Source organism: Streptomyces sp. NPDC032472 (assembly GCF_040636955.1).
Classification (GTDB): domain Bacteria; phylum Actinomycetota; class Actinomycetes; order Streptomycetales; family Streptomycetaceae; genus Streptomyces.
Genome location: NZ_JBEZVK010000013.1, coordinates 1 through 15,685 on the forward strand (window position 1 = coordinate 1; position 15,685 = coordinate 15,685).

Below are 15,685 nucleotides of genomic sequence, written 5' to 3' on the forward strand. Positions count from 1 at the left end.
GCCGCGCGCCACGCCCCTCGGCGGGCGGCGGCGGGGTGGTCGCCGCGCGCCGCCGTGGCCGCGGGGGACGACGGGTGGGTGCCCGTCAGGAGGCGGGCGTACTGGTCGCGTTTGCGGCCCCGCGGCTCGAGGCGGCCCGCCTCCCACGCCCGGAGCGTGGCGGCCGTGACGCCCACGGCCAGCGCCACTTCCTCGCACGTCAGGCCCACCGCCTCGCGCAGCCGGCGCCGCTCCGTGGGCGAGGGGAGCCGGGGCTCCTCGACGCTCTCCGTCATGCCGTCCTCCCCGGCGCGAAAAAGTACATAAACGTATATTGAGCGACACAACGGGCATTCGTCTGTTACCCGCCCATAGCGCGTGTCGTTGGCACCATGGCGGGGTGACCCAAGTGACCGAACACGGGACCCCGTTGCAGCCGGCGCCGGCCGCGCCCCCGCCCGCCGCTCAGCCGCCGGCCGGGACCCCGCGCCCCGCCGCCCCGCGCCGCCGCCGGCGCTCGCCCGCGGCCGCCGCCTGCGTGCTCGGCGGGGCCGTGGCCGCCGGGCTGGGCCTCGGCTTCCTCGCCGTGCTCGTCATCGTGCTGTGGATCAGCTCCCCGTACCCCGACAGCGGCCCAGGTGGAGCCCTCCACCTGGCCGCCGGGCTCTGGCTGCTCGCCCACGGCGCCGAACTCGTCCGGTACGACACCCTCTCCGGGGTGCCGGCCCCCGTCGGGGTGACCCCGCTGCTGCTCATCGCCCTGCCTGCGCTGCTGATGCGGCGCGCCGCCCGCCTCGGCAGCGCGCCCGGCGACGGCAGCGACGCGGAGGAGGTGCTGCCGGCCAGTGCCGTCTTCTCCGCCGTGCTCTGCGGCTACCTCGGCGTCGCCACCCTCGCCACGGTGTACGCGGCCGCCGGGCCGATGCCCGCCGACCCGATCAGCGCCGGCTGGCACGTCCCGCTGGTCGCCGTGCTCGCCGCGGCCGGCGGGGTGTGGGCGGCCAAGGGGCGCCCCCTCGCGCCGCCGCGGCTGCCGAGGCGGTGGCCGGCGGGCGTGCGCCGGGCCCTCGCGCGCCCCCGTTACGCGCTCGCGGTGCGAGCCGGAGCCGCCGGGGCGCTCGTCCTGCTGGGCGGCGGCGCGCTCATCGTCGGAGCCTCGCTCGTCTGGCACGGCGCGGAGGTCAAGGGGTCCTTCCTGGCGCTGACCGGCGTGTGGTCGGGCCGGTTCGCGGTCCTGCTGCTGGCGCTGGCGCTGCTGCCGAACGCCGTGGTCTGGGCGGCGGCGTACGCCCTCGGGCCCGGCTTCGCCCTGGGCAGCGGCGCGAGCGCGACACCGCTCGGCTTCACCGGACCACCCGCACTGCCGCGGTTCCCGCTGCTGGCGGCGCTGCCGGCGGAGGGGCCCGGGACGCTGCTGACCTGCGCGACGGCCCTGGTGCCGCTGGCCGCCGGGATGGCCGTCGGGTGGTTCGCGGTGCGGCGGGCGCGCGATGTGTCGGGCGGGGAGACGGCCCTGACGGCCGCGCTGGGGGCGGTGGTGTGTGCGGTGGCGCTGGCGGGGCTCGCGGCGGCCTCGGCCGGGCCGATGGGGTCGGGGGAGCTGGCGGAGTTCGGGCCGGTGTGGTGGGCGACCGGGGTCGCGGCGCTGGCGTGGACGCTGCCGGGTGGGGTGGTGGTGGCGGTGTCCGTGCACGCCTGGCGGAATCGGCCGGTGCGGGGGGTTGAGCCGGTGGAGGACGACGGCTGGCATGCGCGGGGGATGCGGGAGCAGCGCTGGGAGGCGCTGCGCAAGGCCGCGGCCCCCCTGATCCCGGAGCCCCCGAGGGGCCCGGCTCCCGCGGCCGTCGCCGCCGCGGCCGATCCCGTGGCCCCCGCGGACCTGGCGGTGGCGGCCCCGACCGGTCCCGCCGAACCGGCTTCCGGTGCCCCGGCGGCTCCGGTCGGCCCTGCTGAGCCGGCCTCGGCGCGCACGGGCGAACGCACCCGCCGCCTCACGCTGGTGACGACGCTTCACCCGTCCGCCCTGGCTCACCTCCCGCTACCGGAGGCGGCCGCTCCCGCTCCGCCCGAGGGGCAGACCTCGTACGGAACGGAGGCCCCGCCGCCGTTGGTGGCGCCGGTCGCCGGTGCCCGCGTACTGGCCCGGCGCAGGCCCCCGGCCTGACCGCGGCCGCAGCCGGCCGTGGGGCCGGGGCGGGGCCGGGGCGGGGCCGGGGCCGCCGCTGCGCGGAGCCTGTCCCCTCCCCGCCCCTTCCCGAAACCGGGGGTTCCGCCCCCCCGGACCCCCAGCGCCTCAAACGCCGGCGGGGCTGGATGAGCGGGCTCCGCCCCCGGACCCCCAGCGCCTCAAACGCCGGCGGGGCTGGATCAGCGGGCTCCGCCCCCGGACCCCCAGCGCCTCAAACGCCGGCGGGGCTGATTTCAGCCCGCGCGGCGTTTGAGTGCACCGGGTGCGGAGCACCCGGGACCGGCCGGGGCTACTGGCGGACCTTCAGGTACGCGCCCAGGAGGTTGTCCGGGAGGAGGCTGTTGCATTCCAGTTGGCCCGCGCGGGTCAGGGCGTCGTCGCGGCAGATGTAGAAGTCCTTGTAGGCCAGCTGCACGCCGTACGAGCCGAGGGCGAGGGCGATCGCCATCGTGGCCGTGACCAGGCCGCTGACCGCCGCCGCCCGCTGTGGCCGCGCGGCCGGGCCGAGGGCCGCCAGTCCGCCCCGGGCCGCCGGGTGGGCCGGGTCGGCAGGGGCCGCCGGGGTGCCGTCCGGGCCCGCGGCCGCCGCGGCCGGGCGGCCCCGCAGGCCGCTGATGCCCCAGTACACCGCCAGCGCACCCAGCAGCAGCCCCACCGACGGGATCCCGAAGATCCCGAAGAAGAAGCCCCACATGCCGGCGAGCAGCGCATACCGTGCGCGCCGCTGGATCGGGTCCGTCGGGTCCCACCGCACCGGCCCGCCGGACCCGGAGTCCGGGTCCTGGCCGCCCGGGCCGCGGCCCTCGCGGTCGTCCCCGCCGCTGCGCGGCTGCCACGGCTGGTCGGGCCGGCCCTCCGGCGGAGCCGCGAAGGGGTTGTCGTCGGTGGAGGAGTCGGGCTGACGGCGGTCCGGCATCGAGTGCGTTACTTCCCCTGTGTCGTGGACGCCCTGCACGCCCGGCCCGTGTCCGGGGCGCGGGCGTCGAAGTGCGTCGCGGGCTGGGTGCGTTGAAGGGCCGCGCGGTGCCCTCCACCGCGCCGTTTGCGGCTTGTACGCCAGACGCTACCCCTCGGCCGTCCCCCCGTCCCTCGGGGGCTGTCCGGTGTGCCGGTATCGTTGCAGGCGGTCGGTGGCTTCGTAGGGTCCCCCGTATAACGGGGTGTCGAAGTTTTGTATGACCGCACAAAGATGAACGAGATCCCCGCGAGAAAGGGCCTCTCCATGGCCGCCTCCCGCCTGGTCGTGCTGGTCTCCGGATCCGGCACCAACCTCCAGGCCCTCCTCGACGCCATCGACGCCCACCCCGGCGGAGCCGAGGGCTTCGGGGCCGAAGTCGTCGCCGTGGGGGCCGACCGCGAGAACATCGCGGGCCTCGAGCGGGCCGAGAAGGCCGGGATCCCCACCTTCGTGTGCCCGGTGAAGGCCTACGGCAGCCGCGAGGAGTGGGACGCCGCCCTCACCGAGGCGACCGCCGCGCACGCGCCGGACCTCGTCGTCTCCGCCGGGTTCATGAAGATCGTGGGCAAGGCGTTCATCGACCGCTTCGGCGGCCGCTTCATCAACACCCATCCCGCCCTCCTCCCCGCCTTCCCCGGCGCCCACGGCGTCCGGGACGCCCTCGCGTACGGCGCGAAGGTCACCGGCTGCACGGTCCACTTCGTGGACGCCGGCGTGGACACCGGTCCGATCATCGCCCAGGGTGTGGTCGAGGTCAGGGACGAGGACGACGAAGCCGCTCTGCACGAGCGCATCAAGGAAGTCGAGCGCCAGCTGCTCGTCGACGTCGTGGGGCGCCTGGCCCGGCACGGCTACCGCATTGAGGGACGAAAGGTAACAATCCAGTGACCGCCGTAGAGAGCAGCACCACCTCGTCGAAGCGACCGATCCGGCGCGCGCTCGTCAGTGTCTACGACAAGACGGGACTGGAGGAGCTGGCGCGCGGCCTGCACGAGGCGGGCGTCGCGCTCGTCTCCACCGGCTCCACCGCCTCCCGGATCGCCGGGGCCGGCGTGCCCGTCACCAAGGTCGAGGAGCTGACCGGCTTCCCCGAGTGCCTCGACGGCCGGGTCAAGACCCTGCACCCGCGCGTCCACGCGGGCATCCTGGCCGACCTGCGCCTGGAGGACCACCGCAACCAGCTCGCCGAGCTGGGCGTGGAGCCGTTCGACCTGGTGATCGTCAACCTGTACCCGTTCCGGGAGACCGTCGCCTCGGGCGCCACCCCCGACGAGTGCGTCGAGCAGATCGACATCGGCGGGCCGTCCATGGTCCGCGCCGCCGCCAAGAACCACCCGTCGGTCGCCGTCGTCACCAGCCCCGCCCGGTACGCCGACGTCCTCGCCGCGGCCCAGGGCGGCGGCTTCGACCTCGCCGCCCGCAAGCGCCTGGCGGCCGAGGCCTTCCAGCACACCGCCGCGTACGACGTCGCCGTGGCCTCCTGGTTCACGAACGCGTACGCCCCGGAGGACGGCGAGGCCGCCCTGCCCGAGTTCCTGGCCGGCGCCTGGGACCGCAAGGCGGTCCTGCGCTACGGCGAGAACCCGCACCAGGCCGCCGCCCTCTACACGGACGGACAGCCGGGCGGGCTCGCCAACGCCGAGCAGCTGCACGGCAAGGAGATGTCCTTCAACAACTACGTGGACACCGAGGCCGCCCGCCGTGCCGCGTACGACCACGACGAGCCCTGCGTCGCGATCATCAAGCACGCCAACCCGTGCGGCATCGCGGTCGGCGCGGACGTCGCCGAGGCGCACCGCAAGGCGCACGCCTGCGACCCGCTCTCGGCCTTCGGCGGCGTCATCGCCGTCAACCGCCCGGTGACCGTGCAGCTCGCCGAGCAGGTCGCGGAGATCTTCACCGAGGTCATCGCCGCCCCCGCCTACGAGGAGGGCGCGGTCGCGATCCTGGCGAAGAAGAAGAACATCCGCGTCCTGCGCGTCGACGGCAGCCCGCACCAGCCGGGCGACCTCAAGCCCATCTCGGGCGGCGCGGTCCTCCAGCAGAGCGACGTGTTCCAGGCCGAGGGCGACGACCCGAAGAACTGGACCCTGGCCACCGGCGAGGCGCTCTCCGCCGAGGAGCTCGCCGAGCTCGCCTTCGCCTGGAAGGCCTGCCGGGCCGTGAAGTCCAACGCGATCCTGCTGGCCAAGGACGGCGCCTCTGTCGGCGTCGGCATGGGCCAGGTCAACCGCGTCGACTCCGCCAAGCTCGCCGTCGAGCGGGCCGGCGCCGAGCGCGCGCAGGGCTCGTACGCCGCGTCCGACGCCTTCTTCCCGTTCCCGGACGGGCTGGAGATCCTGACCGCCGCGGGCGTCAAGGCCGTGGTGCAGCCGGGCGGTTCGGTCCGCGACGAGCAGGTGGTCGAGGCCGCGAAGGCGGCGGGCGTGACCATGTACTTCACCGGCACCCGCCACTTCTTCCACTGACAACGACACTGATTGCGCGGATTCCACCGCGCACACGGCGAAGGCCGCGCCCCGCATCGCTGCGGGGGGCGGCCTTCGCCGTTGAGCCGTTGTCCTGCGGGCCCGCGATCAGTACCGCGGACGGTTGAACCAGGCGACCGAGTCCTTGTTGACCGCGGCGACGAGGATGAGCACGCCTATGGCCAGGCCGATGACACCGCCGGCCATCGAGGGGCCGGTCGCGCCGTTGCCACTCAGGTTCGCGAAGTTGGACAGGCTGCTCAGCAGGAACAGCACCGCGTACACGATCGTCGTGATACGGGTGGCGTTGCCGCCCTTGCCGAACTTCACGCCGAGGACGATCGCCCAGATGGCGAGTGCAATGGAGATGAGGGCGATGACCGCGATGAGTCCGGCCGCGGTGTCGCTCGCCGAGGTGTTGGTGGCGGAGGAGCTGCTGGAGATGAACGCGGCGCCCAGCAGGGCGAACACGCCGACGAGCAGCTGGATGCCCGCGATGATGAAGAGGAACACGCGCGCCGTCTTCAGCAGGCCCGGCATCTGCATCGGCACGCCCGGGTAGCCGCCGGGGCCGGCCGGGTAGGCGGGGTAGCCCTGGGGAGCCGCCTGCTGCGGGTAGGCGTAGCCGCCCTGCTGCGGATAGCCCTGCGGGGCCTGCTGCGGGTAGCCGTATCCGGGCTGGCCCTGCGGGGGCTGCTGCCCGTACGGGTTGTTCGGGTCGCCGAAACTCATGGTCGGGTGTTCCTCCGTGGAAGTGCGGGGACGCACGGCACGCACGGAGGTGGTACTGCGATGTTCTGCGGTCCGCCCCCCGGCACTGCCCGCGGCACTCTTTGTCCGGTCATCGTCGGCCGATCGGGGCGGACTTGTCCAGCGGCTTTGCGACCGGCCGGTCACTTGTTGTGCAAGTGCAATGAATGTTTCAAGGCTGTGGCAATGGGCCGAACCGGGCCGCCCGCCGGACGCCTTGACGGGCACGGGCGGACACGAGTGGAACCGGGGGCACCCCATCCGGGAGGATGGTCCCATGACCGCCCAGATTCTCGATGGCAAGGCCACCGCCGCCGCGATCAAGTCCGAACTGACCGCCCGCGTGGCGGCCCTCAAGGCCCGGGGCGTCACCCCCGGACTCGGCACCCTGCTGGTCGGCGACGACCCGGGGAGCCGCTGGTACGTCAACGGAAAGCACAAGGACTGCGCCGAGGTCGGCATCGAGTCCATCCGGCGGGAACTGCCCGCCACGGCCACCCAGGAAGAGATCGAGGCGGTCGTCCGCGAGCTGAACGAGGACCCGGCCTGCACCGGCTACATCGTGCAACTCCCGCTCCCCAAGGGCATCGACACCAACCGGGTCCTGGAGCTGATGGACCCGCTGAAGGACGCCGACGGCCTGCACCCGATGTCGCTGGGCCGGCTGGTGCTGAACGAGCCGGGCCCGCTGCCCTGCACCCCGTACGGGATCGTCGCCCTGCTGCGCCGCCACGGCGTGGAGATCAACGGCGCGCACGTCGTCCTGCTGGGCCGCGGCATCACGGTCGGCCGCTCGATGGGCCTGCTGCTGACCCGCCGGTCCGAGAACGCCACCGTGACCATGTGCCACACCGGCACCCGCGACCTGCACGGGCTGCTGCGCCAGGCCGACATCATCGTCGCGGCGGCGGGCGTGCCGCACCTGGTCAAGCCGGAGGACGTCAAGCCGGGCGCGGCCGTGCTCGACGTGGGCGTCAGCCGCGACGAGGCCGGCAAGATCGTCGGCGACGTGCACCCCGGGGTCGCCGAGGTCGCCGGGTGGATCTCGCCGAACCCGGGCGGCGTCGGGCCCATGACGCGTGCGCAGCTGCTCGTCAACGTCGTCGAGGCGGCGGAACGGACGATCTCCAGTGCAGGCTGAGCAGGACCGAGAGCCGGGGGCGGCGCACGGGGCGAAGAACGGGACGCCGCGCGGGGCGGAGAACGGTGCCGACGGCGGGGCCACGCCGCCGCAGGCCGCCCCCAAGTCGCGCCGCTTCCCCTCCGTCACCCAGGACACCGCCCGCCCCGAGGGCGCCGGCCGGGCCGCCCCCGGCGATGCGCTCGCGGCCCGGCAGTGGCCGATGCTCAGCGTGCTCGCCGCGACCGCGGCCGGGCTGCTGTGCACCGCGCTGGGCCACCCGCGGATCGGCTGCCTGGTGATCGGTGTGGCCCTGATGGCGGCCGCGGTGCTGAGGCGCGTCCTGCCCGACGTGGGCATGCTCGCCGTGCGCTCCCGGTTCACGGACATGGTCACGTACGGGCTGCTCGGCGTGGCCATCACCCTGCTCGCACTGGTGGTGGAGCCCAAACCCTGGCTGGAGCTGCCCTTCCTGGAGAACGCGGCCCGCTTCACCGTCAGGTAGCCGGCGCACAGTCGTCGGACAGTCCCGGATCCACCCGTCCGGGCGAGCCCGGCAGGCGAATTGCGCGGGTGCATCCGGTCTCCCGCCTTCGAACTCCCGGTCCGTGTGCCGCGCACCACACGGACCGGGGGGTTGGGCCGCTTGGGAGTCGGATAGCCTGACGCCGGATGTCTCTTCACGTCAAGATTCGCAGGGAAGCGGCGTCCGCCAGCACATGGGGCAGGGACGCCCCACCGCCAGCTGTCTAACGGAGAAGGCCATGACCCGCACTCCTGTGAATGTCACCGTCACCGGCGCCGCCGGCCAGATCGGCTACGCGCTGCTCTTCCGCATCGCCTCCGGTCACCTGCTCGGCGCGGACGTGCCGGTCAAGCTCCGCCTTCTGGAGATCCCCCAGGGCCTGAAGGCCGCCGAGGGCACCGCCATGGAGCTCGACGACTGCGCCTTCCCGCTCCTGAAGGGCATCGACATCTTCGACGACCCGAACAAGGGCTTCGAGGGTGCCAACGTCGCGCTGCTCGTGGGCGCCCGCCCGCGCACCAAGGGCATGGAGCGCGGTGACCTGCTCTCCGCCAACGGCGGCATCTTCAAGCCGCAGGGCAAGGCCATCAACGACCACGCCGCGGACGACATCAAGGTCCTCGTCGTCGGCAACCCGGCCAACACCAACGCGCTCATCGCGCAGGCCGCCGCCCCGGACGTCCCGGCCGAGCGCTTCACCGCGATGACCCGCCTGGACCACAACCGCGCGATCTCGCAGCTGGCGCAGAAGGCCGGCGCCGACGTCACCGACATCAAGCGCCTGACCATCTGGGGCAACCACTCGGCGACCCAGTACCCGGACATCTTCCACGCGGAGATCGCCGGCAAGAACGCCGCCGAGGTCGTCGCCGACCAGGCGTGGCTGGCCGACCAGTTCATCCCGACCGTCGCCAAGCGCGGCGCCGCGATCATCGAGGCCCGTGGCGCGTCCTCGGCCGCCTCCGCCGCCAACGCCGCCATCGACCACGTCCACACCTGGGTCAACGGCACCGCCGCGGGCGACTGGACCTCCATGGGCATCCCGTCGGACGGCTCCTACGGCGTCCCGGAGGGCCTGATCTCCTCCTTCCCCGTCACCTGCAAGGACGGCAAGTACGAGATCGTCCAGGGCCTGGACATCAACGAGTTCTCCCGCACCCGGATCGACGCCTCCGTGGCGGAGCTCATCGAGGAGCGCGACGCGGTCCGCGAGCTCGGCCTCATCTGATCCCCGCGATCTCTTCGGCAACGGGAAGGCCCCGGCGCACTGGCGCCGGGGCCTTCCCCGTTCCCGTGGGCGGTGCCGAGCCGATCAGTGGTTGTACATGCCGGGCGTGTAGTGGCCCGGGACCATGCGGGTGGTGACGGCCACGCGGTTCCAGACGTTGATCGTCGCGATCACGGCGATCAGCTGGGCGAGCTCCTTCTCGTCGAACTGCTTCGCCGCCCGCTCGTAGACGTCGTCGGGCACGAAACCGTCCGTCAGGACGGTCACGGCCTCGGTCAGCTCGATCGCGGCGACCTCGCGCTCGGTGTAGAAGTGCCGCGACTCCTCCCAGGCGCTGAGCTGGACGATCCGCTGCACGCTCTCGCCCGCCGCGAGGGCGTCCTTGCTGTGCATGTCGAGGCAGAACGCGCAGTGGTTGAGCTGCGAGGCTCGGATCTTGACCAGCTCGACCAGGAGCGGGTCCAGTCCCTTCTTCGAGGCGATCTCCAGGGCGACGATGGCCTTGTAGACCTCGGGGACCTGGCCCGCCATGTTCATGCGGGGGGTGTGCTCGGCGCAGGGGGCGGTGGCTTCGGGCGTGTTCTCCTGAGTCGTCATGATCATGAGCTTACGGACCAGGCGGCCCGCCGATATGGTCCAGTTCCATGACCGATTCCCGGGCCACTTTGGGCGCCGACCTGCACCTGGACCTCTCCGCCGGGCGCGGCCTGCGGGCCGGGCTGACCGAAGCCCTGCGCGAGGCGGCCCGCAGCGGCCGGCTGGCCGCCGGGACCCGGCTGCCGTCCTCGCGCTCGCTCGCCGCCGACCTCGGCATCGCGCGCAACACGGTCGCGGAGGCGTACGCCGAACTCGTCGCCGAGGGCTGGCTGACGGCCCGCCAGGGCTCGGGCACCCGGGTCGCGGAGCGGGCCCGGCCCCGCCGGACCGCGGCCGCCGCCGTCCGGGCCGGGCGGCCCGGGGTGCGCCGGCCGCCCGCGTACAGCCTGATGGCCGGCACCCCGGACCTCGGCGCCTTCCCGCGCGGCGCCTGGCTCTCGGCGGCCCGGCGGGCGCTGACCGACGCCCCGAACGAGGCCTTCGGGTACGCGGCCGACGCGCGCGGGCGGATCGAGCTGCGGGAGGCCCTCGCCGGGTACCTGGCGCGGGCCCGCGGGGTGTACGCGGACCCGGACCGGATCGTGCTGTGCTCCGGATTCGTCCACGCGCTGACGCTGCTGGCCGGGGTGCTGCGGGCGCGCCGGGTCCGGGAGGTGGCCGTGGAGGGGTACAGCCTCGACGTGCACCGGGAGTTGCTGACGCGCACGGGGCTGCGGACGGTGCCGCTGGCGGTGGACGGGGCGGGGGCGCGCACCACGGAGCTGGGCGGGGAGGCAGGGGCCGTGCTGCTGACGCCCGCGCACCAGTTCCCGACCGGCGTCGCGCTCACCCCCGCCCGGCGGGCGGCGGCCGTCGACTGGGCCCGGACCACGGGCGGGCTGATCCTGGAGGACGACTACGACGGGGAGTTCCGCTACGACCGCCAGCCGGTCGGCGCGCTCCAGGGGCTCGACCCCGAGCGGGTGGTGTACCTCGGCACCGTGAGCAAGTCCCTTGCGCCCGGGCTGCGGATGGGGTGGATGGTGGTGCCGGCGGGGCTGCTGGACGAGGTGCTCGCCGCGAAGGGGCGCATCGACTGGACCTCCAGCGCGCTGGACCAGCTGACGCTGGCGGAGTTCATCCGGTCGGGGGCGTACGACCGGCACGTGCGGGGGATGCGGGTGCGGTACCGGAGGCGGCGGGACGAGTTGGTGGCCGCGGTGGCGGGGCGGGTTGCCGTGTCGGGGATCGCGGCGGGGTTGCACGCCGTGCTGGATCTTCCCGGGGGGTCGCAGGACGCGGTGCTGCGGGCTGCGGCCTGGCATGACCTCGGGCTGGAGACCCTGTCGCGCTACGCGCACCCGGATGCGGAGCCGGCGCCGCCCCGCGAGGCCCTGGTCGTCGGCTACGGCACCCCTTCGGCGAGTGCCTGGTCCCCGGCGCTGGCCGCCCTGCTGGCGTCCCTGCCCTGATTCCGGGTGCGGATGCGGCTCCCGCTGCGCGGAGCAGTTCCCCAGCCCGCCCCTTCCCGCTGTGTCCGATGGCGGCTTCGCCGCGGGCGGGTCCTGCGGCCCCGGCTCCCGCTCGCCTCAATCGCCGGCGGGGCTCAAAGATTCGGGGGCTCCGCCCCCGGACCCCCGCGCCTCAATCGCCGGCGGGGCTGGATGGTGCCGGCGGGGCTGGATAGTGCGGGCGGGGCTGGATAGTGCCGGCGGCGCTGGATGGATGCCGCGGGGCTGGATGGATGCCGCGGGGTTGGAATTGCCGCGGGGCTGGAATTGCCGCGCAGCGGCAAAGTCCAGCCCGCGCGGCGTTTGAGCGCACCGGGCGCGGAGCGCACGGGTCTTTCAGCCGCGCCGGTGTGTGAGGCGAACGGGGTCCGGGCGGAGCCCGCCACGCGGCGGAGCCGCACATCCGGAACAGCGGGAAGGGGCGGGGTGGGGAAACGGCTCCGCGCAGCGGCAGCCAGCCGCTAGCGGGGTGCGGCGGGCGCGCCGGCGGGCGGGGAGTCGCCCGCGGGCGGGGGTTCGCCGAAGCGGGCCAGGGACAGGGCGCCGCCCACCGCCACGGCGAAGCCCAGCGCGGCGAGCCAGGTCAGGCCCTCCCGGGTCCGGTCGCCGAGGCAGGCCACCCCCACCACCGCCGGCCCGACCGTCTCGCCCAGGACCAGCCCGGCCGTGGCCGCCGTGACCGAGCCGCGCTGCAGCGCCGAGGTCAGCAGCAGGAACGCCGCGCCCCCGCCCAGCAGCAGCGCGTACAGCGCCGGGTTCCGCAGCTCGGCCGGCGAGACCGTGTCGATCAGCCGGACCGCGACCTCGACGACCCCGAACCCCGTCCCGGCGGCCAGCCCGAGGGCGAGGGACCGCGGCCGGTCCGGCAGGCCCCCGCACGCAGCCCCGGCCAGCAGCACCGCCGCCGCGGCCCCCAGCAGCGCCAGCTGCAGCCCCAACGAGCCCTTCCCCGGGCCCTCCTCGCCCGAGGCAAGCCCCAGCATCGCCAGGCCTGCGCACACCACCGCCACCGCGGCCCACTCGGCCCCCCGCAGCCGCACCCGCAGCACCCGCGCCGCGACCACCGCCGTCACCGCGAGGCTCGCCGCCAGGGCCGCACCCACCGCGTACACGGGGAGGTTCCGCAGGGCGATGATCTGCAGGACGAACCCGACCGCGTCCAGCGCCAGCCCGGCCACGTACCGCCACTGCCGCGCCGCGCGCCACAGCAGCGCGGTGTCCACCCCGGACCCCGTCCCCGGCTCGGCGGACCGCGCCGCGGCCGCCTGCAGGACCGACGCCGTGCCGAAGCAGACCGCCGCACCCAGTGCACAAACCATCCCAAGGAGCACGAACGGACTCTAGATCATGGAGGGGTTGCGCGGATCCGTACGGCCGGATTCCATCGGTCCAGGGCCCCGATCTAGTCTGTCGGCCATGGACAGCGACAGCAGCAGGAGCACCGGCAGCGGTACGAACGGCAGTGTGAGCGGCACCACGGGCGGCAGCATCCCCGGCCGGAACCGCATGCGCTCGGGCGCCGTCGTCCTCGGCGGCATGGGCCTGCTCGCCGCCGCCCTCGTGTCGTGCGGCAGCGAACCGGACAAGCGCTGCGCCGACCGCGTCACCATGGAGAAGCTGAACACCAAGGAGTGCCGCAGCGGCGGCCGCGGCGCGTACTACTACGGCGGCAGCGTCAAGAACAACAAGGTCAGCGGCGGCAGCTTCGACAAGTCGGCCGTCACCCGCGGCGGCATCGGCGGCCACTCCAGCTCCAGCGGAGGCTGACCCGGTGCGGCGCCACACCATCGAGCCCCGCCCCGACTGGCAGCGCACGGTCGAGGAGCAGGGGCTGATCTACCCCCTGACCCGCTACCCCGACGACTCCCTGCGCCCGTACTGGGACGAGAGCGCGTACTACTCCTTCACCCTCCCGGAGATCGAGGCGCTGGAGAACGTCGTCGAGGAGCTGCACGCCATGTGCCTGGCCGCGGCCGAGCACATCGTCGTACACGACCGCTTCGCCGACCTCGGCATCACCGACCGGCGCCTGGCCGGGCGGATCGCGGAGTCCTGGCGCCGGCGCGCCGAACAGCCCTCCCTCTACGGCCGCTTCGACCTGCGCTACGACGGCGACGGCAGCCCGGCCAAGATGCTGGAGTACAACGCCGACACCCCCACCTCCCTGGTGGAGGCGGCCAGTCCGCAGTGGTTCTGGATGGAGGAGCGCTTCCCCGGCGCCGACCAGTGGAACTCCCTGCACGAGCGGCTCGTCGAGGCCTGGGGCCGGCAGGCGGAGCTGCTGCCGCCCGGCCCGGTGCACTTCGCGCATTCGGAGACCGACGAGCTCGGCGAGGACCTGATGACGGTCGCCTACCTCCAGGAGACCGCCGAGCAGGCGGGCCTGGACACCGAGGCCCTGTCCGTCGAGAAGATCGGCTGGGACTCCCTCTCGGGCCGGTTCGTGGACGAGAAGCTCCGCTTCATCCGCAGCTGCTTCAAGCTCTACCCGTGGGAGTGGCTGGCCACCGACGCCTTCGGCCCGCACGTCCTCGACACGTACGACCTCGGCGGCGGCACCGGCACCACCAGCTGGATCGAGCCGCTGTGGAAGATGCTGCTGTCCAACAAGGCGCTGCTGGCGATCCTGTGGGAGCTCTTCCCCGAGCACCCCAACCTGCTGCCCGCCTACCTCGACGGCCCGCGCGACCTGCCCGCCACCACCGGCTTCGCCGCCAAGCCGCTGCTGGGCCGCGAGGGCGCCGGGGTCAGCCTGCACCCGCCGGGCGGGGACGCGCCCTTCACCCCGGCCGACGGCGAGCGGTACGTGTACCAGGGCCTCGCCCCGCTGCCCGACTTCGACGGCAACCGGGTCGTGCTCGGCGCATGGGTCGTCGAGGAGGAGGCGGCGGGGCTCGGCATCCGCGAGTCCGCGGGGCCGGTCACGGACGAGTACGCCCGCTTCCTGCCCCACGTCATCCTCTAGGCCTTCAGGCCGACGGGCTCTACACCGACAGGACCGCGCGCAGCTGGTCCAGGCCCCAGTCCAGGTCCTCCTTGGAGATCACCAGCGGGGGAGCGATCCGGATCGTCGCCCCGTGGGTGTCCTTGACCAGCACGCCGCGCTCCATCAGCCTGTGCGAGACCTCGCGGCCCGTGCCGTGGCCGGGCTCGATGTCCACGCCCGCCCACAGCCCGCGCCCGCGCACCGCGGTCACCGCGCCGCCGCCGACCAGCAGGTTCAGCTCCCGGTGCAGGTGGTCGCCGAGCTCGGCGGCGCGCTGCTGGTACTCGCCGGTGCGCAGCATCGCGACGACCTCCAGGGCGACGGCACAGGCCAGCGGGTTGCCGCCGAAGGTGGAGCCGTGCTCGCCGGGCTTGAAGATGCCGAGGACGTCCCGGTCGGCGACGACCGCGGAGACCGGCACCACGCCGCCGCCGAGCGCCTTGCCGAGGAGGTACACGTCCGGGACGACGTCCTCGTGCTCGCAGGCGAAGGTCCTGCCCGTGCGGCCCAGCCCCGACTGGATCTCGTCCACCATGAACAGCACGTTCCGCTCGCGCGTCAGCTCCCGCACGCCGCGCAGGTACCCGGCCGGCGGCACCAGCACCCCGGCCTCGCCCTGGATCGGCTCCAGCAGCACCGCCACCGTGTTCGGGGTGACGGCGTGGGCGAGGGCGGTGAGGTCCCCGTACGGGACGATCTCGAACCCCGGCGTGTACGGGCCGAAGTGGTCGCGGGCCTCGTGGTCGGTGGAGAAGCTCACGATGGTCGTCGTACGGCCGTGGAAGTTGTCGGCCGCGACCACGATCTTGGCGTGGCCGTCCGGGACGCCCTTGACCTCGTAGCCCCACTTGCGGGCGGTCTTCACGGCCGTCTCCACGGCCTCCGCGCCCGTGTTCATCGGCAGCACCATCTCCTTGCCGCACAGCGCGGCTAGTTCGGTGCAGAAGTCGGCGAAGCGGTCGTGGTGGAAGGCCCGCGAGGTGAGGGTGACCCGCTCCAGCTGCGCCTTGGCCGCGTCCAGCAGACGGCGGTTGCCGTGGCCGAAGTTGAGCGCCGAGTAGCCGGCGAGCATGTCGAGATAGCGGCGCCCCTCGACGTCGGTCATCCACGCGCCCTCCGCCGTCGCCACGACGACGGGCAGCGGGTGGTAGTTGTGGGCGCTGTGCGCCTCGGCGGAGGCGATGGCATCTGCAGTTCTCGACACGGGGTCTCCGATCGTCGGTCGGGCGGACGGGCCGGGTGACAGGGTGGCGCCACCTGTATACGGCTATACGTCGCTCGTATACCGGACGCGGAAACCTTTCCGGTGGCATGCCCGCTAAGGTTGGCCGTACGCACGGCGACTGGCGCACGGAGAACGAACTCCGGGGGAGTCGTGCGCGCACGACCGCACAC

Annotated in this window: 15 protein-coding genes; 9 read left to right on the forward strand and 6 right to left on the reverse strand. The window is 74.0% G+C overall.

The features are described from left to right. A partial coding sequence (locus AB0F11_RS10620; RefSeq protein ID WP_362170482.1) for a helix-turn-helix domain-containing protein occupies positions 1 to 275 on the reverse strand: 275 nt, incomplete at its 3' end. Between the two features lie 104 nt (positions 276 to 379). Between AB0F11_RS10620 and AB0F11_RS10625 the strand changes: the two genes are divergently transcribed. After that, positions 380 to 2,143: a DUF6350 family protein gene (locus AB0F11_RS10625; RefSeq protein WP_362170484.1), complete on the forward strand. Its 1,764-nt coding sequence runs from the start codon at positions 380 to 382 to the stop codon at positions 2,141 to 2,143. Between the two features lie 313 nt (positions 2,144 to 2,456). On the opposite strand, the gene AB0F11_RS10630 is transcribed toward AB0F11_RS10625, so the two are convergent. Then, positions 2,457 to 3,083 (reverse strand): hypothetical protein, encoded by a 627-nt coding sequence (locus AB0F11_RS10630; RefSeq protein ID WP_362170486.1) that lies wholly within the window; start codon positions 3,081 to 3,083, stop codon positions 2,457 to 2,459. 306 nt (positions 3,084 to 3,389) lie between these two features. On the opposite strand from AB0F11_RS10630, the gene purN reads away from it, so the two are divergent. Continuing rightward, the gene (purN, locus tag AB0F11_RS10635) at positions 3,390 to 4,013 is read left to right on the forward strand and encodes a phosphoribosylglycinamide formyltransferase (RefSeq protein WP_362170797.1); all 624 of its coding nucleotides are present in this window, start codon (positions 3,390 to 3,392) and stop codon (positions 4,011 to 4,013) included. Beyond that, positions 4,010 to 5,593, forward strand: a complete 1,584-nt coding sequence (gene purH, locus AB0F11_RS10640) for a bifunctional phosphoribosylaminoimidazolecarboxamide formyltransferase/IMP cyclohydrolase (protein WP_361919926.1) — start codon at positions 4,010 to 4,012, stop codon at positions 5,591 to 5,593. Before purN ends, purH begins: the two co-directional genes overlap by 4 nt. A 108-nt stretch (positions 5,594 to 5,701) precedes the next feature. Here purH and AB0F11_RS10645 read toward each other — a convergent pair whose 3' ends face one another. Next, positions 5,702 to 6,325, reverse strand: a complete 624-nt coding sequence (locus tag AB0F11_RS10645) for a proline-rich domain-containing protein (RefSeq protein ID WP_362170489.1) — start codon at positions 6,323 to 6,325, stop codon at positions 5,702 to 5,704. A gap of 295 nt (positions 6,326 to 6,620) precedes the next feature. Here AB0F11_RS10645 and AB0F11_RS10650 point away from each other — a divergent pair, with 295 nt between their 5' ends. From AB0F11_RS10650 to AB0F11_RS10660, 3 genes are all read left to right on the forward strand, one after another. Further along, positions 6,621 to 7,484 carry a bifunctional methylenetetrahydrofolate dehydrogenase/methenyltetrahydrofolate cyclohydrolase gene (locus AB0F11_RS10650; protein WP_362170491.1) on the forward strand — a complete coding sequence of 288 codons (864 nt, stop codon included), beginning with the start codon at positions 6,621 to 6,623 and terminating at the stop codon, positions 7,482 to 7,484. Further along, positions 7,474 to 7,968: a DUF3017 domain-containing protein gene (locus tag AB0F11_RS10655; protein WP_362170493.1), complete on the forward strand. Its 495-nt coding sequence runs from the start codon at positions 7,474 to 7,476 to the stop codon at positions 7,966 to 7,968. Before AB0F11_RS10650 ends, AB0F11_RS10655 begins: the two co-directional genes overlap by 11 nt. A gap of 259 nt (positions 7,969 to 8,227) precedes the next feature. After that, positions 8,228 to 9,217 carry a malate dehydrogenase gene (locus AB0F11_RS10660; protein ID WP_362170495.1) on the forward strand — a complete coding sequence of 330 codons (990 nt, stop codon included), beginning with the start codon at positions 8,228 to 8,230 and terminating at the stop codon, positions 9,215 to 9,217. 84 nt (positions 9,218 to 9,301) lie between these two features. On the opposite strand, the gene AB0F11_RS10665 is transcribed toward AB0F11_RS10660, so the two are convergent. Further along, positions 9,302 to 9,814: a carboxymuconolactone decarboxylase family protein gene (locus AB0F11_RS10665; protein WP_362170497.1), complete on the reverse strand. Its 513-nt coding sequence runs from the start codon at positions 9,812 to 9,814 to the stop codon at positions 9,302 to 9,304. Between the two features lie 47 nt (positions 9,815 to 9,861). Here AB0F11_RS10665 and AB0F11_RS10670 point away from each other — a divergent pair, with 47 nt between their 5' ends. Then, entirely contained in the window at positions 9,862 to 11,265 is a 1,404-nt protein-coding gene (locus AB0F11_RS10670; RefSeq protein WP_362170499.1) for a PLP-dependent aminotransferase family protein, read from the forward strand. Between the two features lie 500 nt (positions 11,266 to 11,765). Here AB0F11_RS10670 and AB0F11_RS10675 read toward each other — a convergent pair whose 3' ends face one another. Next, positions 11,766 to 12,623 carry a hypothetical protein gene (locus AB0F11_RS10675; RefSeq protein WP_362170501.1) on the reverse strand — a complete coding sequence of 286 codons (858 nt, stop codon included), beginning with the start codon at positions 12,621 to 12,623 and terminating at the stop codon, positions 11,766 to 11,768. Positions 12,624 to 12,810: 187 nt separating this feature from the next. On the opposite strand from AB0F11_RS10675, the gene AB0F11_RS10680 reads away from it, so the two are divergent. Beyond that, positions 12,811 to 13,071 carry a hypothetical protein gene (locus AB0F11_RS10680; protein WP_361919436.1) on the forward strand — a complete coding sequence of 87 codons (261 nt, stop codon included), beginning with the start codon at positions 12,811 to 12,813 and terminating at the stop codon, positions 13,069 to 13,071. A 4-nt stretch (positions 13,072 to 13,075) separates the two neighbouring features. Further along, positions 13,076 to 14,269, forward strand: a complete 1,194-nt coding sequence (locus AB0F11_RS10685) for a glutathionylspermidine synthase family protein (protein WP_362170503.1) — start codon at positions 13,076 to 13,078, stop codon at positions 14,267 to 14,269. Positions 14,270 to 14,288: 19 nt separating this feature from the next. Here the strand turns inward: AB0F11_RS10685 and rocD are convergent, their stop codons facing one another. Then, the gene (gene rocD / locus AB0F11_RS10690; protein ID WP_362170505.1) at positions 14,289 to 15,494 is read right to left on the reverse strand and encodes an ornithine--oxo-acid transaminase; all 1,206 of its coding nucleotides are present in this window, start codon (positions 15,492 to 15,494) and stop codon (positions 14,289 to 14,291) included. Positions 15,495 to 15,685: the final 191 nt, after the last annotated feature.

Excerpts from the sequence above, each read along its gene's own strand:
- AB0F11_RS10630 (WP_362170486.1), bottom strand. The coding sequence starts at position 3,083 with ATGCCGGACCGCCGTCAGCCCGACTCCTCCACCGACGACAACCCCTTC.
- AB0F11_RS10675 (WP_362170501.1), bottom strand. The coding sequence starts at position 12,623 with ATGGTTTGTGCACTGGGTGCGGCGGTCTGCTTCGGCACGGCGTCGGTC.
- AB0F11_RS10665 (WP_362170497.1), bottom strand. The coding sequence starts at position 9,814 with ATGACGACTCAGGAGAACACGCCCGAAGCCACCGCCCCCTGCGCCGAG.
- AB0F11_RS10680 (WP_361919436.1), top strand. The coding sequence starts at position 12,811 with ATGCGCTCGGGCGCCGTCGTCCTCGGCGGCATGGGCCTGCTCGCCGCC.
- AB0F11_RS10670 (WP_362170499.1), top strand. The coding sequence starts at position 9,862 with ATGACCGATTCCCGGGCCACTTTGGGCGCCGACCTGCACCTGGACCTC.
- AB0F11_RS10645 (WP_362170489.1), bottom strand. The coding sequence starts at position 6,325 with ATGAGTTTCGGCGACCCGAACAACCCGTACGGGCAGCAGCCCCCGCAG.
- AB0F11_RS10650 (WP_362170491.1), top strand. The coding sequence starts at position 6,621 with ATGACCGCCCAGATTCTCGATGGCAAGGCCACCGCCGCCGCGATCAAG.
- purN (WP_362170797.1), top strand. The coding sequence starts at position 3,390 with ATGGCCGCCTCCCGCCTGGTCGTGCTGGTCTCCGGATCCGGCACCAAC.
- AB0F11_RS10660 (WP_362170495.1), top strand. The coding sequence starts at position 8,228 with ATGACCCGCACTCCTGTGAATGTCACCGTCACCGGCGCCGCCGGCCAG.